The organism is Lentzea sp. NPDC051838, assembly GCF_040681245.1.
Classification (GTDB): Bacteria; Actinomycetota; Actinomycetes; order Mycobacteriales; family Pseudonocardiaceae; genus Lentzea.
Window position 1 is genome coordinate 156,917 of record NZ_JBFAYI010000013.1, and the last position, 20,875, is coordinate 177,791.

A 20,875-nucleotide genomic window follows, 5' to 3' on the forward strand; every position below is an offset into this window, starting at 1 on the left:
CGAAACCGACGGGTGGCCCATACCGTTAACTGCTGCGTCTCAGTGGGTCGCGACGGGCTTGACCCGCGGGCTGTCCTCGTCGACGTGGTAGTCGGACGGATCGGTCTGGTCCGTGCCGTTGAACACCTTGGCCTGCTTGGCGATCAGCGTGACGATCACCGCGACCAGCAGGTTGACGACGACCGCGACGATGCCGACGTAGATCTGCGTCGTCGAACCGCCGAACGGGTGCCAGCCCAGGATCGAGATGTTGCCGAGCGGCAGTGCCGAACCGGCGAAGTGCTGCTTGCCGACGGCCGGGTTGGCGATGTTGTAGAGCAGCCACATGCCGTAGCCCATGCCCGCGACCCAGCCCGCGACCAGGCCGTAGATGTGGAACCAGCGCGTGTACAGCGCGATCGCGACGGCCGGCAGCGTCTGCAGGATCATCACGCCGCCGATGAGCTGCAGGTCGATCGAGAACTGCGGGTCGACGAACACGATGAACGCCACCGCGCCGAACTTCACGACCAGCGACGCGAGCTTGGCCTGCTTGGCTTCCTCGGCCGGGCTGGCGTGCTTCTTGATGTACTCCTTGTAGACGTTGCGCGTCCACAGGTTCGCCGCCGCGATCGACATGATCGCCGCCGGCACCAGCGCGCCGATGCCGATGGCCGCGAACGCGATGCCCGCGAACCAGCTCGGGAAGTTCTGCCCGAAGAGCTCCGGCACGATCGTGTTGGTGTCGGGACGGCCGGTCGCCTGGTTGACGATCGGCTTGGTGCCCGCGCTGATCGCCACGAAGCCCAGCAGCGCCAGCAGACCCAGCACCAGCGAGTACGCCGGGAGCGCGACCATGTTGCGCTTGATGACGTTGCGGCCGCGGCTCGCGAGGATGCCGGTCAGCGAGTGCGGGTACAGGAACAGCGCGAGCGCACTGCCCAGCGCCAGCGTCGCGTACTGCAGCTGGTTCGTGCCGGTCAGCAGGATGCCGTCGGTCTTGCTCGGCGTCGCGTCGAACTTCGCCTGCGCGTCACCGAAGATCTCGCCCCAGCCACCGAACTTCGACGGCAGGTAGACGATCGCCACGAGGATGACGATGTAGATCAGGATGTCCTTGACGAACGCGATCAGCGCCGGCGCCCGCAGACCCGAGTTGTAGGTGTACAGCGCGAGGATCACGAAGGCGATGAACAGCGGCAGGTGGCCGAGGATGCCGCCGCCGTTGAGGCCCATGCTGCGCAGGACGGCTTCGAGGCCGACGAGCTGCAGCGCGATGTACGGCATGGTCGCGACGATGCCGGTGACGGCGATGATCAGCGCCAGCCAGTGCGAGCCGTAGCGGCCCTTCACGAAGTCCGCCGGCGTCACGTAGCCGTGCACGCGGCTGACGGACCACATGCGCACGAGCGGAAGGAACACGATCGGGTAGAGGATCACCGTGTACGGCAGGGCGAAGAAGCCGGTCGCGCCCGCGCCGAACATGAGTGCCGGCACCGCGACGAACGTGTACGCGGTGTAGAGGTCACCACCGACCAGGAACCACGTGATCCAGCTGCCGAACTTCCGGCCGCCGAGGCCCCACTCGTCGAGGTGGTCGAGGGTCTCGCCCTTCTGCCACCGCGCCGCCACGAAGCCCATGACCGTGACGAGCAGGAAGAGGACGCTGAAAACGATCAGCTCGGTCCACTGCATCACTTCGCTCCCTCGTCCAGGTCGTCGACGCCGAGCTTGTCGGGCTTGCCGGTGACGACGGGCTCGTCCTTGGTCTTGAGGTAGACGAGGCCGACGCAGAGCACGCCGAGAGGCACGAACGCGAACTGGTACCAGTAGAAGAACGGCAGCCCGAACAGGCGGGGCTCGTCCTGGTTGAACCACGGCGTGATGAGCATGAGCAGCGGGACTATCAGCAGCAGGTTCCAGTTGCTCCAGCGCAAGCCGGTCTTGTGATCCGACGGCATGGTGGCCCTCCGTGTACGCGGTGTTGCGCGGATGTTAGGCCTGATCACACGTGTCGTCAGCGTCGAGATCGCATCGTTGCACTCTGCTTAACAGTCCCTTAGGACTGCTCAACTTCCAGGCGGCCGACGAGGTCCTCTTCGGCGGCGTCGAAGTACTCCGCCAGCTGGTCGACGGCCTGTTGAATCTCCCCATTGTTCAACAACTCAACGATCCTGCGATTCCACGGCACGTACGTCTGGTAGAAGTCGTTGATCTCCTGAGCTACCCGGAAGGCGAGCATCAACTCGGCGAAGAGCCGGTCCGACTCGTCGCTGAGCCGGGTGCTGCCCGCGAGTCCGACGATGCCGCGGTGGAACTGGATGTTCGCCTGACCGGCCCTGGTCCAGTCGTTCTTCTCCGCCCTGGCGACAGCCTGCCGGACCGGCGCCCGCACGGCTTCGCGCTGAGCCTCGGTGACGTCGTTCCACAACCTCAGCGAACCGCATTCGATCACCCGCCGCGCGGCGTAGAGGTCGCGGACGTCGTCGCCGGTGGGCCTGCGCACGAAGACGCCCCGGCTGTGCTCGTGCACCAGCAACCGGTCGCGGGTGAGCAGCCGGAACGCTTCCCTCAGCGTGTTGCGGCTGACCCCCAGCGCTCCGCCGATGGCTTCTTCGCTCAGCCTCAGACCTGGCGCGAGCTCGCCGTCCAGGACCCGTTCGCGCAGCATGTCCGCGACCTTCTGCGCGGTGCTCGCGCGCTCAAGGCCCGCCTTGCCCTGTGCCAGCGTCGACACCCACGTCTCGGTCACCTGCCAAGTCTATTTGCAGGATCGTTCGATTGCAGTATCGTCAAATCGTTCAACAATCCTACGATCCAACAAACCTGCACGTGTTGGAGGGTGGCCATGGACCTGAACGCAGACCTCGGCGAGGGCTTCGGCCACTGGACGTTGGGCGACGACCGGGCGTTGCTCGAGGTCGTGACCAGCGCAAACGTTGCATGTGGCTACCACGCCGGTGATGCCGACACGATGCGGTCGGTGTGTGCCGCTGCTGCTTCCGCGGGGGTGGCTGTGGGGGCGCACGTCGGATATCGCGATCTGGCCGGGTTTGGGCGTCGGTTCATCGACGTCGCTCCGGACACTCTGACGAACGAGGTGTTGGCCCAGCTCGGAGCTCTGTCGGTCTTTGCTCGCGCTGGTGGTACGCGCGTGTCTTACGTGAAGCCGCATGGGGCTCTTTACAACGCGCTGGTTCGGCATGAGGCGCAGGCTGACGCTGTGGTGGATGCGGTTCGTCTGTTCGATCCGACGTTGGCAGTACTAGGCCCGCCGGGCGCAGTCTGGCTAAAACGCGCCTCGGTCGCCGGCCTGCGCGTCTGGCACGAGGCCTTCGCGGACCGCGCCTACACGTCGGCCGGAACGCTGGTGCCGCGTGGCGAACCTGGCGCTGTCCTGCGCAACCCTGCCGAGATCGCGGCCCGTTGCGTCCAGCTCGCGACCGAGGGCTGGGTCCGCAGCGTCAGTGGGCGTCCGGTGCGCATTGCAGCCGACTCGATCTGCGTCCACGGGGATACGCCTAATGCTGTGGAGATTGCTCGTGCGGTTCGGGTGGCTTTGGAGGCAGCGGGAGTTGTGGTGGCGCGGGTGGAGTCGCCGCTGCGGCACGCTCGTCAGGTTGGTTGAGGTTGGGGCGCCTGGCGGCGCGCGCTCCGGTTGCCGTTGCCGTCTCCCTGTTGGGTTGGCGTCTGCCTGTTTCGTGTCCGTAGGTGGGCGCGTGCCGTGCGTATCTGGCGGTTGCTTTCTGGGAGCTCCGCCCCAGACCCCGCCAATCTGATCAAAGACCCACCAGCGCCGCTCGCGGGTTGATGGCACGCCTGTTGCGTTGGGCGGCTGCCGGTTGCGTTGTTGGTTGCGGTGGTGGGGTGGGTCCCGTCACGAGTCGCGTCCGAGCGAGCCACACCAGGGAGGGGAGGTCAAGTCGACGAAAAGCGTGTCGACTTGACCTCCCCTCCCCGGCGCGGCAAACGTTCAGCCACGACTCGTGACGGGGCCCGCCGGAGCGCACGTTTCAAGCAGCTCGCCTTCGGCGTCGCCAGGGCAGCTCGGCTTCGCCATCGCCCAGGCAGCTCGCCTTCGGCGTCGCCTGGCTCGGCTTCGCCTTCGCTTGGTCAGCCGCGCGCTGTGAACATTCCTGTGGCTACGAACTTGTAGACCAGCTCGTCAGCCCGGTGCGCCGTGCCCGCGAACTCCACCAGGCCCAGGGTTGGCCTGCTCTTCGACAGGCGCGCGCTCAGCACCTCGGCGGCGAACGTGAGTTTGTCGCCTGCGTAGACCGGGGCCAGCCAGGAGAGTTCGCGGCCGCCCGGCGAGCCTTGCGAGGTGGAGTTGGACAGGACGGCGTCCACCCAGCTGCGCATCCACAGGGAGGCCGTGTACCAGCCTGAGGCGGACAAACCGCCGAAAATCGAGTTTTGGCCCGCTTCCTCGTCCAAGTGGAACGGCTGCGGGTCGAACTTTCTCGCGAAGTCCACCATGTCGTTCCGGTCGACGATTACCTCGCCGAGCGGGATGATTCGGCCTGCGGGCAGATCCTCGAACGCGATCACGCGTTGATCGTACGTAACTGAATCCGCTGGGAACCGATCTAAGGGCGACGGCGTCCAAGAGCCCGAGCCCAGGGCTATGCGTGTGAGGGGGACTCGGTGGACGACCACCGTGCGCAGGTCGAGGAGCTGCTCGCCGACTACCGGCGCAGCCGTGAGCAGCTGGCGTCGGTTCAGCGCGAGCTCGCTGCTGTGTCCGGGACGGCGTCCAGTCCGGATGGGACGGTCACCGCGGTCGTGGGGGCCGGGGGGAAGCTCGCTGGTCTGGAGCTGTCCGAGTTGGCGTATCGGCGGCATCGGCCCGAGCAGTTGGCCGAGTTGATCGTGCGGACTGTTGCTGCGGCTGCTGCTTCTGCTGCGGAAGGTACGTATCAGACGTTGAGCGCGGTGTTGCCTCCCTCGACGGATCCTGCGGCTCTGGTCGCCGGTACTGCGGACTTGAAGCCCGCCGAGTACGAGGCGGACGACACCGAGACTGTGGATTTGGGGCGGCAGCCGTTCCGGCGTCGGGTGGATGACGACGAGGACAACGAACAGCGGGAGAGCTGGCTCGACTCCGAGCTCATCAACAGGAGGGTTCGATGACCGGGTACGAGGCCGATCTCGAGCGGTTGGACGCCGGGGCGCGGGAGTTGCGCGGGTTTGCCGGGCAGGCCAAGGAGATCGCGGGCGCGCTGGATCGGGCGCTGGCCGGGTTCGGGGCTTGCTGGGGGGATGACGCGGTGGGGCGGAGTTTTGCCGCTACGCACGAGAAGCCTTCCGGTGATGCGGCAGGGGCGTTGTCGGGGCTCTCGACGACGTTGGGGGATGTGGGCGACAAGCTCGCCGCCACGGCCGAGACGTACCGGCACGTCGAGCAGAGCAACGCGTCCGCGATGAGAAGGTTGGACGGCTGACATGGGCATCGAGCTTCCCGTCGAACTCACCGAGGTCGCGGCCAAGGCCGGTGTGTCGTGGCCCAAGGCGGACGAGGACAAGCTGCGCTCCAGCGCCACGGCCTGGCGCGACGCGGGCGACAAGATCAAGACTCTCGGCACGTCTTCCGACGGGGCTGCGAACCGCGCCCTCGAAGGCGTGAAGGGCGGGACCGGTGACGCCGCGCGTGGCCGTTGGGCCAAGGTCGTGGCACCGGACGGCGACCTGCAACGGGCCGCGCGGGGCTGCCACGCCGCCGCCGACCGGCTGGACCACGCCGCCCAGCAGGTGGGTGCCGCGAAGGTCCAGATCGTGCGCGAGCTGGTCACGCTGGCCAAGAACAACGACGCGGCCCAGGCCTCGGCTTCCACCGGCAACCCCAACGCGCTGCTCGGCCTCGACACGCTGACCAGGGGTACCGCGGCCAACGTCGCGAACCTCCACAACACTCTTTCCTCGGCCATCAACCTCGGCAGCGGCGTGGACATGAGCCAGGCCAACCCGCCGGTCAACACCGCGCCGGGCGCCCACGGCCCCGGCGGCGGCGGCGGTGGTGTGCTCCCCGGCGTCCTGGCTCCGGTCGCGGGTATCGTCGCGCCGGTCGTCGAGCCGGTCGCCCAGGTCGTCGCTCCGGTCACCGAAGCGGTCGCCCCGGTCGTGCACACCGCGACCGCCCCGATCGCGCCTGTCGTTCATGCCGCGACTGGACCTGTCGCGCCGGTGGTCGGCGCCGTGACCGATGCCGCCGCGCCCGTGCTGGACGCCGCCAAGCCCGCGACCGCGCCCGCCGCCGCCATCGTGCAGCCGGTCGTCGACGCGGTGCCCGGCGGCCGCGAAGCTACCGGTCCTGTGTTCGACGCCGTGGACGGTCCCGGCAAGGGCCACGACGGCCCTGGTCACGGCGAAGGCCCCGGCGATGGTCCTGGCCGTGGTGAAGGTTCCGGTCGCGGTCCTCAGGTGCTGCCGGGCCTGGTCGCCGAGGTCGCGCAGACCGTCCAGCCCGCAGTCGCTCCGGTGGCGGACGCGATTCCGAGCGTCCAGGGCACCCTCGGCCCGGTCGCCGAGGGCACGACCCAGGCTTCGGCCGCCGTGCTGGACCAGCCGCTGATCCGCGGCGGCGAAGTGCCCGGCCAGGCGGCCGCGGCGCCCGGCGCCACTCCTGCGGCTCCCGCTGCTCAGGCGGGTCCGGCCCTCGGCAACCCGATGGGCGGCGGCGCTCCGATGGGTGGTCCGGTGGGTGGCGCGGTCGGTGCCGTCGGTGGTGCGGTGGGTGGCGCGCTCGGCGGTGTTCCGTCGGCTGCTCCCGCGGCCGGTGCTCAGGTCGGTGCTGTTGTCGGCCAGCAGGGTCCGGGGCAGCAAGGACAGGCCGCTCAGCAGGGCCAGGCCGGCCAGCAGGCGGGCAAGGCCGCGGACGCCAAGGCTGCCTCGGAAGCCAAGGTCGGCGAGGCCAAGCAGGGTGCACAGGCCACGGCGGGCAAGACCGGTGTGCCAGGTGCGGTGTCGTCCGCAGGCCAGGCATTGGGTGGTCAGGCGGGGCCGACTTCGCCGGGCGGACAGGCTTCCGCCGTCAGCCAGCAGAGCCAGACCCCAGGTCAGCCGGGCCAGTCGCAGAGCGGTAACCAGGCTCCCGGCCAGGCCCAGCCAGGCGGCAAGGACGCACTCGCCAAGGACCCTGCCAAGGACGCGCTCCTCAAGGACCCGACGCTCGCCGACTTCGAGACTGAAGGCTCAGGCACGCAGAAGGTGGGCGACACGATCGCCGCACCTTCCGCCCCTGGTGCGGGTGTGGATCTGGGCCAGACCGTCACCTCGGCCCCGATGGCCGGTGTGGACCTGAGCGGCGGCCACCAGAGCGGTTCCCTCACCGACCGCCTCGACAGCCGCGAGCACAACCAGGCGTTGTCCGGCGTCGCGTTCGACGTCGCCCGCCACACCTACACCGCCGCCGCGGCGGGCAGCTGGTTCATGGCGATCTTCCTGTCGACGGGCCGTGCCCCGCGCCTCGCCCCGAAGCCCGCCAGGCAGCTCCCGCCGCCGCAGCAGCAGCCAGAGCAGGTCATTCCCAGGTTCGCCCCGCAGGACCACCCGCAGGCCGACCTGGTCGATCCACGGACCTCCGAACCCAAGGCCCACTCCGAAGGCCTCGGCAAGGACCACCCGACCGTGCAGGCGCTCCTGGAGAACTACGACCCCCAGGCGGGCATGCACGAGCGCGACTGGGAAAGCCTGTTCCAGCACGAGGACGGCACCCCGCGCTGGCCGGTCGAGCGCGAAGGCGGCTACGAGGACAGCCAGCCCGAGGTTCTCAAGGCGGGCGCCGAGCTCGACAGGTTCGGCACGGAGGAAGGCCGCGTCCTGTCCAAGGCCGGCACCCCGTTCAAGGAACGCTCGCTGCCCCCGCAGGCCGCGGACGAGGGCTACCGCAGGTATCGCGTCACGAAGGACCTGCCCGTCCACCGCACCATCAGCGCACCCTGGTTCGGCCAGCCCGGCGGCGGAAGCAGGTACCGCACCACCTACCCCGTCGCTGACCTCGTCGCGCTCGGCTACCTCACGGAGATCACCGCATGAACGTCGAGACGCTGCCCGAGTGGCTGACGAAGATCGGCGTGCCGGACGACGTCGTCAGCATCGGCGAGGAGGCGGACCAGCGCTGGTGCCTCCTCACCGACGACAACGGTCACGAGGTGTTCTGGCAGGAGCAGGGCAACCGCTACGACTGGGCCCGGTTCGACGACGAGAGCGTGGCGTGCCACTACCTCTTCGGACGGCTGGCGTGGGCCCAGGTCGCGCGCGGAAGTCTCAGCGTCCAACCAGCTTGAGCGCGGCGTCGTGCAGGTGGCCGTTCGACGACAGCACGTCACCGCCGTCGTAGCGCTCCTCACCCGCGAGTGAGGTGAAACGGCCACCCGCCTCCGTCACCAGCACCTGGAACGGGGCGATGTCCCACGGGTTCGCCACGCACTCGGCCGCGAGGTCGAGTGCGCCCTCGGCGACCAGGCAGTGCTGGTAGAAGTCGCCGAACGCACGGCTCTCCCAGGTGGCGTCCACGAGCCGCAGGAACGCATCGCGCGTGTGGTACTCGACCCACGACTTGAGGTCGGTGGTCGACACGTACGCGTCCTCAAGAGCGCGCACGCCCGAGACGGAGATGGCGCGCTCACCGGCGTGATCCGACATGAAGGCGCCCCCACCGGCAGCCGCCCACCAGCGGCGCCCGAGAGCGGGGGACGACACGACGCCGACCACCGGCACACCGTCCTCGACCAGCGCGATCAGCGTCGCCCAGACCGGCACGCCGCGCAGGAAGTTCTTGGTGCCGTCGATCGGGTCGAGCACCCAGACGCGCTGGGCGTCCAGCGTGCCGCCGCGTTCCTCGCCCATGACGACGTCGTCCGGGCGGTCGGCAGCGAGCACCGCGCGCACCGCGTCCTCGACAGCGACGTCGGCGTCGGTGACGGGCGTGCGGTCCGGCTTGCGCTCCACCGCGAGGTCGTGGGCGCGGAATCGGGCGGAGGTGATCGCGTCGGCGGCGTCGGCGAGGCGGAGGGCGAGTTCGAGATCAGCATCGTGGCGTGACACGCGGCGATCGTTCCACGAATACGCTGGGGCCGTGAGCGTGGTGTTGCTGGCCGAGGACGACCCGGCCATCGCGGAACCGCTCTCCCGCGCGCTGACGCGGGAGGGCTATTCGGTGCAGGTCGTCACCGATGGACCCAGTGCCTTCGACGCGGCCATGGTCGGCGGGATGGACCTGCTGGTCCTCGACCTCGGCCTGCCGGGCATGGACGGCCTGGAGGTGTGCCGCAGACTCCGGCAGAACGGCAGAGGCATCCCGGTGCTGATGCTCACCGCTCGTGCCGACGAGGTCGACTTCGTGGTCGGGCTCGACGCGGGCGCGGACGACTACGTGGCCAAGCCCTTCCGGCTCGCCGAGCTGATGGCCCGCATCCGGGCTCTGCTGCGCCGCCGCGCGCCCGGCACGCTGGAGGTCAACGGCGTGCGCGTCGACCTGGCCGCCCGTCGCGTCACGGTCGACGGTGGCGAGATCCAGCTCGCGAACAAGGAGTTCGAGCTCCTCAAGGTGCTCATCCAGCGCGCGGGCCAGGTCGTGAGCCGCGACGAGATCCTGTCGGAGGTCTGGAACGACCCGGATCTCAAGGGCAGCAAGACGCTGGACATGCACATGTCGTGGCTGCGCAGGAAGCTCGGCGACGGCACCCCGAACTCGGCCGAGAAGCGCATCGCGACCGTGCGCGGCCGCGGTTTCCGCTTCAACGCCGACTGATGCGCCGCCGGATTCTGCGGGCGATCCTGCTCGCCGTCGCCGTCACGGGCATCGTCCTGGGCCTTCCGCTGGGCTACTCGGCGTTGACGCTCGTCGAGGACCAGGCGCGCGGCGCCCTCACCGAACAGGCCCAGCGCATCGCGACGGACCTCGACAACCAGCTCGCCAACCAGCAGGGCATCGACATCGAGGCGGTCCGGATCGCCATCCCGACCGACGGCCGCCTGACAGTGGTGTCCGGTGGCGCCACGACGGTCAGCGGCCCCTCACCGGGTGACGACCCGCTCGCCGCGGAACTGCCGATCGCCCAGCAGGGCACGGTTCGGCTGGAGATCCCGTCCGGCCCGATGCACACCACCCAGGCCCAGGTGGCGGGCCTTGTCCTGCTCCTGCTCGCGCTCTCCGTGGGCACCGGCACGGTCGTCGCCCTCGTGACGGCGCAAACGCTTGCCAAGCCGCTCGGCCACGTCGCCGCCCGCGCGTCCCGCCTGGGTGCCGGCGACTTCCGCATCGACGACCAGCGCTACAACATCTCCGAGCTGGACGCGGTCTCCGAGGCCCTCGACACGTCCGCCACAGCCCTGGCCCGTCTCGTCCAACGCGAACGCGAACTGGTCGGCGACGTCTCCCACCAGCTGCGCAGCCGCCTGACCGCCCTTCAGCTGCGGTTGGAGGCGTTGGCCGAGCACCCGGAACCCGACACGGCAGCCGAAGCCCGCGCGGCCCTCGAACAGGCCGAACGCCTCGCCGCGGTGCTGGACGAGCTCCTCGCCGCCGCCCGCGCCGCCCGAGCCGTGGGCGCCGAACCGCTGGAGCTCCGCCCGGCCCTGAACCTCATCGCCGAGGAGTGGCGCGAGCAGGTGAAGAGCCACGGCCGCACGCTGAGAGTCCGCGTCCCGGACGGTCTGCTGGCCCGCGCCACCCCGGCCCGGCTGCGCGAAGCCATCGGCGTGCTCCTCGACAACGCGCTGCGCCACGGCGAAGGCCCCGTGGTTGTCTCCGCGCGCAGCGAGGAAGGCACGGTTGTCGTCGAGGTCAGCGACGGCGGCGCGGGCGTGCCCGACGAGCTCGCGGCCCACATCTTCGAGCGCGGTGTGTCCGGCGGCGGCTCGACGGGCGTGGGTCTGGCACTCGCCCGAGCACTGGTCGACGCGGACGGCGGACGGCTGGAGCTGTCGACGGCACGGCCGGCGACGTTCGCGGTGTTCCTGCCCGTCCCGAAGGCTCAGGACGTGGTCGGCATCCCGTGGAAGGCGCCGAGCACACCCCGCTGATCAGGAGTGGCCGAGCGCTTCTTCCTCGTCCAGCGGCCGCGGCCCCCGCGCGCCCTCCTCGGGGAACACCCACTTCTTGTACCCGTACCAGCGGAAGGCCATCGCGACGAGCGTGCCGATGATCTGCGCGGCGAGGAAGTCCGAGACCTCCTCGGTGAACCGCGACACGTGCGGCTCCTGCAGGTGGAACAGGTACCGCGAGACGTACAGCGGCACCGAGTTCAGCACGATGCCGACCCCGTTGATCAGGAAGAACAGCGCTGCCTCGTGGTGCCGCTCGCGACCACCGCGCGTGCGGAACGACCACTCCCGGTTGAGGATGTACGACACGATCGTCGCAACGAGGGTCGCGATGATCTTCGCCGTCACCGGGTTGTTGGGCAGGATGATGGTCTTGATCCCGAAGAACAGGACCGTGTCGATCACGAAGCAGGTGCCCCCGACCAGGGCGAACTTGACTAGTTCACGATGCTTCAGCGCGATCGACCGGATCGGTTCCGGAAATCTGGAGACCACTGTTTCGGCTAGGGACACGGGGTGAGTCTACGGAGATCGGGTGAACGCGCCGGTCAGGTCGTGCACCTGCGTCCGGGAACACCCAGCGCCGCATCGCCCAGAACTTGAAGCCCGTGGCGAGCAGCATGCCGATGATCGAGCCCGAGACGAAGTCCGCGATCTCCTCGGTGAACGCCGAGACGAACGGGGCCTGCAGGCCGAAGAGGTGCCGCGACAGGTACAGCGGCAGGATGTTGATGCCCACGCCCAGGCCGCTGACCAGGAAGAACAGCGCGGCCTCGTGGTGGCGCTCGCGGCCGCCGCGGGTGTGGAACGACCATTCGCGCGACAGCACGTACGAGGCGATGATCGCCACCAGCACGCCGATGACCTTCGCCGTGACGACCTTGTCCGTCAGCACGGTGAGCTTCAGCGCGTACCAGACGCCGTTGTCGATGAGGAACGTTGTGCCGCCCACCAGGGCAAACCTGATCAGTTCGCGGTGCTTGTGGAGCAGGAACTGGAGTGGTTCTGGCATCCGGCTCATGGCACGGCGAACGACTGGCAGCACCGCGCCAGCTTACGGATCAAGGTAACGGCGCCTGCCTCCGGGTGTTACCAAACGCCACCCAGAGGCATCTGACCTGCACGTTCAGTGACGGTATCGATCTTGGTAAAGATCAACTTTTGATCAACTTCGCGCGGGCGGGCACGGCTTGCCCAGCAGGTCCGGGAGCAACCACGGGAGCAGACCGGGCTCGCAGGGGTCCTCCGTGCGAGGCGGCGCGGTCGGCACCGACGTCGACGGCGGCACGGACGGCGTGGGCGTGCCCGTCGACGGCGGCAGCACGGTCGGCAGCTCCGGCGTGGGCAACGGGAGCGGCAACGTCGGCGTGCCCGGCTTCGTGGGCTCGGTCGGCTGCGTCGGCTTCACCGGAGGCGTCGTCGTGGTCGGCGGCACCGTCGTCGGGTCAGGCTTCGGCGTCTCCGACGGCGGCGGCTTCGGCAGGTCGTCGACCGGCGGGTGGCCCGGCCAGCCCTTCACCGGCACCGTCACGGACTTCTTCGCGTTGCCCAGCGTCGCCGTGACCTCGATGCTCCCGCCCTGGCGCCCGAACGCCCAGAAGGACATCCAGAACTTCTCGTCCTTGGCCAGGTCGGCGACGCAGCGGATCGAGTTCGCACCCGTCCGGGAGCACTGGCGGAAGGGGGTGAAGATGACGATGTTCGAGGGGGCCGACACGTCGAGGTTCATCGTGCCCGCGCGCGGACCCCTGTTGCGCACCCCCACGTCCACGCGCGGGTGCCAGTGCCAGTACAGCTGCTCCTGCCGCGTCTGCACGGCGAGCTCGATGTCGTCGTTGATCGGCGGCACGTTGACCTCGATGCTGACGTCGACCGAGATCGAGGCGCCCGCGGAGATCGTGCCGGTGATCGTCCCCGGCAGGGCGTCCGGAGTCGCCTTCAAACGGAAGAGGAACGTCGCCTGCCCACCCGGCGCGATGCCCTGCGGGGTGGCGCACGTGATGGTGCCGCCGCCTGCCGGGCAGTTCACCGTCTGGTCGGCGGCTCCGTCGAGCTGCAGCAGCCGCGCGCTGAACGACGACGGCCCACCGGTCGACAGCACACCCGGCGGCAGGTTCAGCACCATGCTCGCGGGCGGTGCCGCGGTGCCGCCGGTGTTCCGGACGCTGATCGGGAACTCCTTGGGCTCCTCGCCCGGCGTCAGCGTGAACCCGCTCGGCGTGGTCGGCGTGAGCGACGCGGGCGGCGGAGTCGGTTCCGGAGTGGGTGTCGGTTCCGGAGTCGGGCTGGGCGAAGGCGTGGGCGACGGGGTCTGCGGCGGTTCTGTCGTGGGCGACGGCTGCACCGGCGGCGGGGTCTGCCGAGGCGGCTGCACCTGGGTCACGGCGGGTGGCGGCGGCTCGGCTGCCTGCACCTGGGGCGTCTGCTGGTCGGACGTGCCGGCGGTCAGCGCGATCACCACAGCGGCGGCCACCGCGGCCGCGGACCCGCCGACGGTGATCAGCTGACGGGGGATCGAGGCTCCGACCGCACCAGCGCCACCAGCGGCGGCACCGGCACCGACGACGGCCGTGGTCGTACCGGCGGCCACCAGGTAGGTCGTGGCACCGACACCCAGCACCAGCGGCGCGACGAAGATCCGCAGCGCGCCGTTGACGTCCGCGAGCTCGGCCGCCAGCGCACGGCAGCGGCCGCACTCGTCGAGGTGCGCCTCGACCTGCGTCGCCTCGCGCTTCGACAGACCCGCACGGGTCCACGCGCCGAGCCGGTCGACGGTCGCCTTGCAGCGTTCGGCGTCCGTCTCGGCCAGGTGCATCTGGAGGTACTGCTGCTTGAGGCCCTCACGGGCGCGATAGGCGAGCGCGGACACGCCGTTGGCCGTCAGCCCGAGCAACGGGGCGACCTCGGCGGGCGACTGGCCCTCGATCTCGGTGTGCCACAGGACCATCTGCCAGCGTTCCGGCAACGCGGCGAACGCGCGGGCGGCCAGGCTTCGTTCCAGTCCGGCCACCGCGGTGTCGCTGAACTGCACCGCGGGCGCGACGTCGGTCATGTCCTCGGTGAGGTCGACCTTCTTGTCACGCCGCGTCTTGTCGTACGCGGTGTGGCGCAGCGCGGTGAGCAGGTAGGCGCGGAAGGCCGAGTCGGGACCACGGCCGGCACGCAGCGTGTCCAGCACCTTCGCGAACGCCTCGGACACCAGGTCGTCGGCCTCGGCTTGCGAGCGGGCCAACTGGCGGGCGAGGTTGTAGGCCGCCGAGACGTGCCGTTCGTACAACTGGCCGTAGGCGTCGATGGTCCCTCCGCGCACGGACTCGATGAGTTCCGCGTCGCTGGGCCCCTGGACGTCTGCTGGAACGATGGCCAAGTCTCGTGTCCCTCCTCGCGGCGCTCAGTGTGACGCACGACGCCAGGCGCAGTCATCTCAATCCCCCGCGCGGGTTGCGTCACGATCTCGCACCGGCCGCGTCTCCCACCTGGAATCGGGAGAGCTGAAGGGAGACCGGGTGGGTGTCGCACAAGCGGAACGCCTGCTGAAGTCCAGGTGGCGGACCGCCACCATGGCTGCCGGCTGGGCGTTCCCCGCAGACTGGCCGCTCGCCGAGGTCGACGAGGTGTGTGCGGCGATGCTCGAGGACGCCGACCCCGGCGACGCGCTGATCCGGCTGGGCCGGGCGCGCGCCGAGGCGGGGGCGGGCCTCAGCGAGACGCTGCTCGACCTGGCCGCGCTGCACGCCGTCCTCACGGACGCGTCGCACATCGTGTCGCCGAACGTCGACGCGCTCCCTTCACGGATGCTGCGCATGACAGCGCTGGGATGGGCGGACGTGGTGACGAAGCAGGCCGGCGACTGCGCGGCCGAGGATCCTCTGACCGGGCTGGCGACAGCCGCGTACCTGCGAACACGCCTCGGCGAGGTGTACCGGGAGACACCGGTCGCGCCGTTGGACTACGCGTTGGTCCTGCTGCGGCTCGACGTGCACCGCGCCTCTGGCTGGTCGCGCGTCGTCGCGATGACCCTCGTGTCGGACGCTCTACGCACGGTTTTCGACGGCGGCGAGACGTTGGCGACCCTTGGCCCGTGCGTGGCCGCGGTCCTCGTACGCCGTGACGAACTGCTCGCCCGGCGCGTCTCCAACCTGCGGGTTCTCGCCGCGGACCGGCTCGCCGACGACCCCAACGTGCGCCCGGTCGGGCCCGCGAAGGTCTGGACGGAGCGGTTGCCGGAAACGCATGCCGAGGCGTGCGCGCTCCTCACTTCACTCGGGCGCTGACTTCACCCCTGTCCCGCGCCCGAGTGCTTCCCGTCCCCACCGGGTTGCTTCCCAACGCCCGCAGAAGTGTTCTATTGTCTTAGTTCAGTAGAACAATCTGGGGAGCGTGTGTGGTCGAGTTCCACGTCGACCGTGGCAGCGGTCTTCCCGCGTACCTGCAGCTGGGGCAGCAGGTCAGGGAGGCCATGAGGCTCGGTTGGCTGCAACCGGGTGATCGCCTGCCGACGGTTCGCGATGTCGTCGCCACCAGCGGCGTGAACGCGAACACCGTGCTCAAGGCCTACCGCGAGCTGGAGCTCGCCGGCCTCGTCGAAGCCCGTCAGGGTTCCGGCACCTTCGTCAAAGCGTCCTTGGGGTCCGCCGCCCCCGAGGACCTCGACCCGTTGCGCGTCGATCTCGCCGACTGGGTCGCGAAGGCACGCTCCGCCGGGTTGGAGGACGAGGACATCTACGCGCTGCTGCGCGAGGTGCTGAGTGGGGGAGCGCAATGAGCGTGGTTGCGGCCAATGTGTCGAAGTGGGCCGTCTGGGACGTCTCCTTCGAGCTGCCGCCGGGCAGTGTCACGGCACTCGTGGGGGCGAACGGCTCCGGCAAGTCGACGCTGCTGAACGTGCTGGCCGGGCACCTGCCGCCGGAGACGGGGCACGCGTCGATCGCGGGCCGCGTGGCGTACGTGCCGCAGCACAAGCCGATGTACAAGAACTTCAAGGTGGCCGACGTCCTGCAGTTCGGCCGCCGCATGAACGACGTCTGGGACCACGAGCGCGCCGACGGCTGGCTCACCAGGTTCAAGGTGCCGCGCCGGTTGCAGATCGGCGACCTCTCCGGAGGCCAGCGCACGCACGTGACCCTCGCGCTGGCCCTGGGTTCGCGCCCGGACGTGCTGATGCTCGACGAACCGTTGGCCGAGCTGGATCCCCTCGCGCGCCGCAAGGTGATGCGGGAGCTGCTGACCGAGGTCACCGACAACGGCATGACGCTGATCTTCTCCACGCACGTCGTCGGGGAGATCGGTGGCGTGGCCGACCGGTTGCTGCTGATGTCCGACGGCCGCCTGATCGTCGACGGCGAGACCGACTCGCTGCTGGAGGACCACGTCCTCTACACCGGGCCGCTCGCGGAGGGCTCGCCGGTGGAAGGACCCGTCGTGCTCGCGAAGCACAGCAAGTCGCAGTCGCAGTACCTCGTGCGTTCCGGCGGCACGCAGATCGACGAGCCGTGGACCGCCCGGTACGTGACGCTGGAGGAGCTCGTCGTGGCCCACCTGGAGCGTGCGGCATGAGCGCGCTTCTCTGGCTGACCTGGCGTCAGCACCGCTGGGTCGTCTCCGGCACCGCGATCATCGCCTTCCTGGCCGCCTGGGCACTGGTCAGCGCGGAGGGGGACAACCTGGGGAACGCCGCGATGCCCATGAACGGCTTCTACGGCCTGATGGTGCAGCTGGCGTTCGGCGGCGTGATCGGCATGTTCTGGGGCGCCCCGCTGATCGCCCGCGAGCTGGAGGAACGCACCTACTTCGTGGCGTGGGGCCAGGACGTCACACCCGCGAAGTGGTTGCGCGGCAAGGCGATCGTGCTCGGCGTGCTCGCCGCTGTGCTGGGGGCGGTCGTCGGTCTCGGCGACGGGCACGTCGGCTCGCGGCAGACGTGGTCGGGGTTCGAGGCGGATCCGGCCGTGCAGGCGGGCTACGCGATCTTCGGTCTCGCGCTCGGCGTGTTCATCGGCCTGCTCACCAGGCACGTCGTCACCGCGATCGCCGCGACACTGGTCTTCTTCACGCTGTCCCGCGTCCTGATGTCGGCGATCGTGCGCGACCACTACCTGCCGGTGTCCCGCGTGGTCTCGCGCTGGGACGGCACCCCGGAGGTTCCGCTGGGCGCGCTCGAGCTCGGCGGCGGCTTCGTCGACAGGGACCTGGACCCCGTGGCGATACCGGACGCGTGCGCGAGGTACGGGAACCCGAACAGCTGCATGCGCACGTCGGGCACCGCGGTCGGCACCTACGTCGACTACCAGCCGATCGAGCGGATCACGGCGTTCCGGTTCATCGAGTTCGGCGTGTACCTGCTGCTCGCAGGTGTGCTGTTCGCGCTGACGTTCCGGCTGCTGCGACGCGGCGGCGGGTGGAAGCCGTCCCGTTCCCACCGCCGCATCACCTCTGATGTGCCTGAGGTTCAGAGCACGCCGGCCGTCGCCGCCGCCCAGGCGGAGGGGTAGCGCGGGCGGAAACCCAGGTCTCGTTGCGCGCGGTTCGTCGACGCGATCGCGTGCCACGGGTCGAAGTCCTGCTGAACGGCGCTGCTGGGGGTGGCGCCGTTCAGCAGGTGCAGTTCGACGGCGGTCGCGGGACTGTCGTCCGCCACGTTGAAGATCCCGGTCGCCCCTGCGTCGAGGACCTTCCCGATCGCCTGCGCCACGTCGGCGTGGTGCACCAGGTGCAGCCGTTGGTGGCCGGGCCACTTCGAGGTCCACTGCACGGCCTCTTCGAGATGCGGGTCGCCGTCGCCGTAGACGAAGGACAGGCGGAGGATCGTGGCTTCCCTGGTGTCGAGCACCGCTTGTTCGCCGAGCGCTTTGGTGCGCGCGTACTCGCCGAACTCTCGACCGGGGTCGGCCGGGTCGTCCTCGGTTGCGGGCCTGCCCAGTCCGCCGGGATAGACGAGCGTCGTGCTGATGTGGACGAACAGCGGCACCTTTGCGCTGGCTTCCGCGAGTGCGCGCGTGTTGTGCACGTTCACTTCTTCGTGGTTGGTGCTCGTGCGCAGGGCGGCGGCTACGTGCACCACGGCGTCCACATCGGTCACGAACTCTTCTACGGCTTGCGCGTTTGCGAGCCGGTCGGCGAACGCGCGCACGTCGTGACCCTGCTCCCGCAGCCTCGGGAGAAGCCTGCTGCCGACCCGTCCGGTCGACCCTGTCATCGCGATCTTCATGTGTGCCAGCGTGTTCTGGGGAGGTGCGCGCAGCCAGGGACGATCAGGACCTGGCTGGAGCGGTGGTGACGCGCAAACCTGTGCCGCTGGAATCCTGGCTACCGTGGAGGCATGCGCGACCTCGCCGACTTCCTGCGCAGCCGCCGCGAGCGGATGTCCCCCATCGGCAGCGGCCGTCGCCGCACCCCAGGCCGTCGCCGCGAAGAGATCGCCGTCGTAGCGGGCGTGTCGATCGACTACTACACACGTCTCGAACAGGCCCGTGGACCGCACCCGTCCCCGTCAGTGCTGCACGGCATCGCACGCGCGTTGGAGCTCAACGCCGACGAGCGCGCGCACCTGTTCCGCTTGGCCGGCGAAGCGGTGCCGGAGGAGCCCGCGTCGGTGTCGGTTCGCCCTGGCGTGCAACTGCTGCTCGACCGGCTGCGCGACGACATCGCGTTGGTGATCACCGACCTCGGCGACGTGCTCGCGTGGACCCCGCGCGCCGCTCTGGTCTACCCGAGCCTGCGTCCCGGCCTGAACCTGCTGCGGGCGTTCTTCCTGACCGACCCCGACCGGATTCCGGCGGCTGACCGCGAGGACGTCGCCCGCTCGCACGTCGCTGATCTGAGGGCCACCCTCGCCCGGCGTCCTGCCGCGCAGCCGTTGGTCGACGAGCTGATGGCGAGCCCGCTGTTCGCCCGGCTGTGGGCGGGGCACGACGTGGCGGTGCGCCGGTCGGACCACAAGCGTCTGCTGCACCCCGTCGCGGGCCTGCTGGAGCTCGACTGCGAGGTGCTCGGCGCGCCTGAGCACGACCAGCGCTTGGTGATCCACACCGCACCTGAGGGCAGCGTCACCGCCCGGCGGCTGGCTCTGCTGGTGAGCGCGGAAGAAGCCGCAGGTAGGATGCCTGAACCGTGGACTCCCGTACCCGTCTCCCCGTCGTCGGCATGATCGGCGGCGGGCAGCTCGCCCGCATGACGCACCAGGCCGCGATCCCGCTCGGCCAGTCGCTTCGCGTGCTCGCCGTCTCCGAGAACGACCCCGCCGCGTTGGTCGCGCGGGACGTGGTGCTCGGCACGCACACGGACCTGGACGCGTTGCGCGCGTTCGCGAAGGGCTGCGAGGTCGTCACGTTCGACCACGAGCACGTGCCTTCCGAGCACCTGCGCGCGCTGGTCGCCGAGGGCGTGAAGGTGCATCCGGGTCCGGACGCGCTGCAGTACGCGCAGGACAAGCTGAAGATGCGCGTCCGGCTGGCCGAGCTGGGCCTGCCGGTGCCGCCGTTCGCCGAGGTGCACGAGGTCCGCGACGTGCTGAAGTTCGGCGCGGCCCACGGCTGGCCGTGCGTGCTGAAGGCGATCCGCGGCGGTTACGACGGCCGTGGCGTGTGGATGCTGAACCAGCCGAACAGCGCTGAGCTGGTCGTCCCCGAGCTGCTGGAGGCCGGGACGCCGCTGATGGTCGAGCAGTGCGTGCCGATGCGCCGCGAGCTGGCGGCCGTGGTCGCGCGTTCACCGTTCGGGCAGGGCGCCGCGTGGCCCGTCGTCGAGACCGTGCAGTCCGACGGCATCTGCGTCGAGGTGCTGGCGCCTGCTCCTGGCCTGGACGGTGCCGCCGCCCAGGAACTCGCGCTGAAGGTCGCCGACGCGTTGGGCGTGGTCGGCGTGCTGGCCGTCGAGCTGTTCGAGACCGCGTCCGGCGTTTTCGTCAACGAACTGGCGATGCGCCCGCACAACTCCGGCCACTGGTCGATCGAGGGCGCGCGCACGTCGCAGTTCGAACAGCACCTCCGCGCGGTGCTCGACTACCCGTTGGGCCGCACCGACCTGATGGCGCCCGCTGTGGTGATGGCGAACGTCCTGGGCGCGGTCGAGCCTCCGGCCATGGGCCCCGACGAGCGCGTGCACCACCTCTTCGCGCGCTTCCCCGACGCGCACGTGCACCTCTACGGCAAGGAAGAACGGCCGGGCCGCAAGGTCGGGCACGTGACGTTCCTCGGCGACGACATGACTTCGGTGCGTTCGCGCGCTCGCTTGGCCGCGGACTGGTTGTCCACCGGCATTTGGTCAGACGGATACGACATTCACGGGAGTGCGGAGTGACGCAGGTTGGCGTGATCATGGGCAGCGACTCGGACTGGCCGGTGATGAAGGCGGCCACCGAGGCGCTCGCCGAGTTCGACGTCTCGTTCGAGGTGAGCGTCGTCTCCGCCCACCGCACCCCGCAGCGCATGCTCGACTACGCCACGTCGGCTGCGTCTCGTGGCTTGCGCGTGATCATCGCGGGCGCGGGCGGTGCCGCCCACCTGCCGGGCATGGTCGCCTCCGCCACCGTGCTGCCCGTGATCGGCGTGCCGGTGCCGCTGAAGTACCTCGACGGCATGGACTCGCTGCTCTCGATCGTGCAGATGCCCGCCGGTGTCCCGGTGGCCACCGTCTCGGTCGGCGGCGCACGCAACGCCGGCCTGCTGGCAGTGCGGATGCTGGCGTCGGGCGACGCCGCGTTGCAGGAGCGCATGGCCCGCTTCCAGGCGGAACTCGAGCAGCTCGTACTAGACAAGGACGCGGCGCTGCAGAAGTCCCTCTGAGTGCTCAACGGCACACCAGCGCCTGTAGTGAACGGGCGCTAACATCGTGCTGAGTACCAGCTACCCGG

The 20,875-nt window shown here is 69.8% G+C and carries 23 protein-coding genes; 14 read left to right on the forward strand and 9 right to left on the reverse strand.

The window, feature by feature from the left end; genetic code table 11:
* Positions 1–39: 39 nt before the first annotated feature.
* The 3 genes from mctP to AB0M24_RS26660 all read right to left on the reverse strand — a co-directional run bounded on the left by mctP (position 40) and on the right by AB0M24_RS26660 (position 2,731).
* Positions 40–1,674, reverse strand: a complete 1,635-nt coding sequence (mctP, locus tag AB0M24_RS26650) for a monocarboxylate uptake permease MctP (RefSeq protein ID WP_363773252.1) — start codon at positions 1,672–1,674, stop codon at positions 40–42.
* Positions 1,674–1,940, reverse strand: a complete 267-nt coding sequence (locus tag AB0M24_RS26655) for a DUF3311 domain-containing protein (RefSeq protein WP_363773254.1) — start codon at positions 1,938–1,940, stop codon at positions 1,674–1,676. Before AB0M24_RS26655 ends, mctP begins: the two co-directional genes overlap by 1 nt.
* Positions 1,941–2,038: 98 nt before the next feature.
* Positions 2,039–2,731 carry a GntR family transcriptional regulator gene (locus AB0M24_RS26660; RefSeq protein ID WP_363773257.1) on the reverse strand — a complete coding sequence of 231 codons (693 nt, stop codon included), beginning with the start codon at positions 2,729–2,731 and terminating at the stop codon, positions 2,039–2,041.
* Between the two features lie 96 nt (positions 2,732–2,827).
* Between AB0M24_RS26660 and AB0M24_RS26665 the strand changes: the two genes are divergently transcribed.
* Entirely contained in the window at positions 2,828–3,607 is a 780-nt protein-coding gene (locus AB0M24_RS26665; RefSeq protein WP_363773260.1) for a 5-oxoprolinase subunit PxpA, read from the forward strand.
* A gap of 485 nt (positions 3,608–4,092) precedes the next feature.
* Here AB0M24_RS26665 and AB0M24_RS26670 read toward each other — a convergent pair whose 3' ends face one another.
* Positions 4,093–4,530: a MaoC family dehydratase gene (locus AB0M24_RS26670; RefSeq protein ID WP_363773263.1), complete on the reverse strand. Its 438-nt coding sequence runs from the start codon at positions 4,528–4,530 to the stop codon at positions 4,093–4,095.
* Between the two features lie 96 nt (positions 4,531–4,626).
* Here AB0M24_RS26670 and AB0M24_RS26675 point away from each other — a divergent pair, with 96 nt between their 5' ends.
* From AB0M24_RS26675 to AB0M24_RS26690, 4 genes are read left to right on the forward strand one after another with little or no spacing between them, the layout of a single operon-like run.
* Positions 4,627–5,112 carry a YbaB/EbfC family nucleoid-associated protein gene (locus AB0M24_RS26675; RefSeq protein ID WP_363773266.1) on the forward strand — a complete coding sequence of 162 codons (486 nt, stop codon included), beginning with the start codon at positions 4,627–4,629 and terminating at the stop codon, positions 5,110–5,112.
* Positions 5,109–5,423 carry a hypothetical protein gene (locus AB0M24_RS26680; protein WP_363773269.1) on the forward strand — a complete coding sequence of 105 codons (315 nt, stop codon included), beginning with the start codon at positions 5,109–5,111 and terminating at the stop codon, positions 5,421–5,423. The genes AB0M24_RS26675 and AB0M24_RS26680 overlap by 4 nt, the downstream gene beginning before the upstream one ends.
* A 1-nt stretch (position 5,424) precedes the next feature.
* On the forward strand, positions 5,425–8,013 hold the full coding sequence (locus tag AB0M24_RS26685) for a glycohydrolase toxin TNT-related protein (RefSeq protein ID WP_363773272.1): 2,589 nt from the start codon (positions 5,425–5,427) through the stop codon (positions 8,011–8,013).
* Positions 8,010–8,264 carry a hypothetical protein gene (locus AB0M24_RS26690; protein ID WP_363773275.1) on the forward strand — a complete coding sequence of 85 codons (255 nt, stop codon included), beginning with the start codon at positions 8,010–8,012 and terminating at the stop codon, positions 8,262–8,264. Before AB0M24_RS26685 ends, AB0M24_RS26690 begins: the two co-directional genes overlap by 4 nt.
* Here AB0M24_RS26690 and hisN read toward each other — a convergent pair.
* Positions 8,245–9,024, reverse strand: coding sequence for a histidinol-phosphatase (gene hisN, locus AB0M24_RS26695; protein ID WP_363773278.1), 780 nt, complete (start codon positions 9,022–9,024; stop codon positions 8,245–8,247). The genes AB0M24_RS26690 and hisN overlap by 20 nt on opposite strands.
* 31 nt (positions 9,025–9,055) lie before the next feature.
* On the opposite strand from hisN, the gene AB0M24_RS26700 reads away from it, so the two are divergent.
* Both AB0M24_RS26700 and AB0M24_RS26705 read left to right on the forward strand, forming a co-directional pair.
* The gene (locus AB0M24_RS26700) at positions 9,056–9,730 is read left to right on the forward strand and encodes a response regulator transcription factor (RefSeq protein WP_363773281.1); all 675 of its coding nucleotides are present in this window, start codon (positions 9,056–9,058) and stop codon (positions 9,728–9,730) included.
* Positions 9,730–11,004, forward strand: coding sequence for an ATP-binding protein (locus AB0M24_RS26705; protein ID WP_363773284.1), 1,275 nt, complete (start codon positions 9,730–9,732; stop codon positions 11,002–11,004). Before AB0M24_RS26700 ends, AB0M24_RS26705 begins: the two co-directional genes overlap by 1 nt.
* Here the strand turns inward: AB0M24_RS26705 and AB0M24_RS26710 are convergent, their stop codons facing one another.
* The 3 genes from AB0M24_RS26710 to AB0M24_RS26720 all read right to left on the reverse strand — a co-directional run bounded on the left by AB0M24_RS26710 (position 11,005) and on the right by AB0M24_RS26720 (position 14,392).
* Positions 11,005–11,538: a GtrA family protein gene (locus AB0M24_RS26710; RefSeq protein WP_363773286.1), complete on the reverse strand. Its 534-nt coding sequence runs from the start codon at positions 11,536–11,538 to the stop codon at positions 11,005–11,007.
* Complete coding sequence (locus AB0M24_RS26715) at positions 11,468–12,046, reverse strand: GtrA family protein (protein WP_363773444.1); 579 nt, start codon at positions 12,044–12,046, stop codon at positions 11,468–11,470. The genes AB0M24_RS26710 and AB0M24_RS26715 overlap by 71 nt, the downstream gene beginning before the upstream one ends.
* 144 nt (positions 12,047–12,190) lie before the next feature.
* A complete protein-coding gene (locus AB0M24_RS26720) occupies positions 12,191–14,392 on the reverse strand; it encodes a sigma-70 family RNA polymerase sigma factor (protein WP_363773289.1) in 2,202 nt (733 codons plus the stop codon).
* Positions 14,393–14,531: 139 nt separating this feature from the next.
* Between AB0M24_RS26720 and AB0M24_RS26725 the strand changes: the two genes are divergently transcribed.
* The 4 genes from AB0M24_RS26725 (at position 14,532) to AB0M24_RS26740 (ending at position 17,516) form a co-directional block, all read left to right on the forward strand.
* Positions 14,532–15,299, forward strand: a complete 768-nt coding sequence (locus tag AB0M24_RS26725) for a GGDEF domain-containing protein (RefSeq protein ID WP_363773292.1) — start codon at positions 14,532–14,534, stop codon at positions 15,297–15,299.
* Between the two features lie 110 nt (positions 15,300–15,409).
* Entirely contained in the window at positions 15,410–15,790 is a 381-nt protein-coding gene (locus AB0M24_RS26730) for a GntR family transcriptional regulator (RefSeq protein ID WP_363773295.1), read from the forward strand.
* A complete protein-coding gene (locus AB0M24_RS26735) occupies positions 15,787–16,581 on the forward strand; it encodes an ABC transporter ATP-binding protein (RefSeq protein ID WP_363773298.1) in 795 nt (264 codons plus the stop codon). The genes AB0M24_RS26730 and AB0M24_RS26735 overlap by 4 nt, the downstream gene beginning before the upstream one ends.
* A complete protein-coding gene (locus AB0M24_RS26740; protein WP_363773301.1) occupies positions 16,578–17,516 on the forward strand; it encodes a hypothetical protein in 939 nt (312 codons plus the stop codon). The genes AB0M24_RS26735 and AB0M24_RS26740 overlap by 4 nt, the downstream gene beginning before the upstream one ends.
* Here AB0M24_RS26740 and AB0M24_RS26745 read toward each other — a convergent pair.
* Complete coding sequence (locus tag AB0M24_RS26745) at positions 17,474–18,232, reverse strand: NAD(P)-dependent oxidoreductase (protein WP_363773304.1); 759 nt, start codon at positions 18,230–18,232, stop codon at positions 17,474–17,476. The genes AB0M24_RS26740 and AB0M24_RS26745 overlap by 43 nt on opposite strands.
* Positions 18,233–18,343: 111 nt before the next feature.
* Between AB0M24_RS26745 and AB0M24_RS26750 the strand changes: the two genes are divergently transcribed.
* The 3 genes from AB0M24_RS26750 to purE are packed head-to-tail and all read left to right on the forward strand — an operon-like array spanning position 18,344 to position 20,807.
* Positions 18,344–19,171, forward strand: a complete 828-nt coding sequence (locus AB0M24_RS26750) for a helix-turn-helix transcriptional regulator (protein WP_363773307.1) — start codon at positions 18,344–18,346, stop codon at positions 19,169–19,171.
* Positions 19,135–20,322: a 5-(carboxyamino)imidazole ribonucleotide synthase gene (locus AB0M24_RS26755; protein ID WP_363773310.1), complete on the forward strand. Its 1,188-nt coding sequence runs from the start codon at positions 19,135–19,137 to the stop codon at positions 20,320–20,322. The genes AB0M24_RS26750 and AB0M24_RS26755 overlap by 37 nt, the downstream gene beginning before the upstream one ends.
* Complete coding sequence (purE, locus tag AB0M24_RS26760; protein WP_363773312.1) at positions 20,319–20,807, forward strand: 5-(carboxyamino)imidazole ribonucleotide mutase; 489 nt, start codon at positions 20,319–20,321, stop codon at positions 20,805–20,807. The genes AB0M24_RS26755 and purE overlap by 4 nt, the downstream gene beginning before the upstream one ends.
* Positions 20,808–20,875 lie beyond the last annotated feature (68 nt).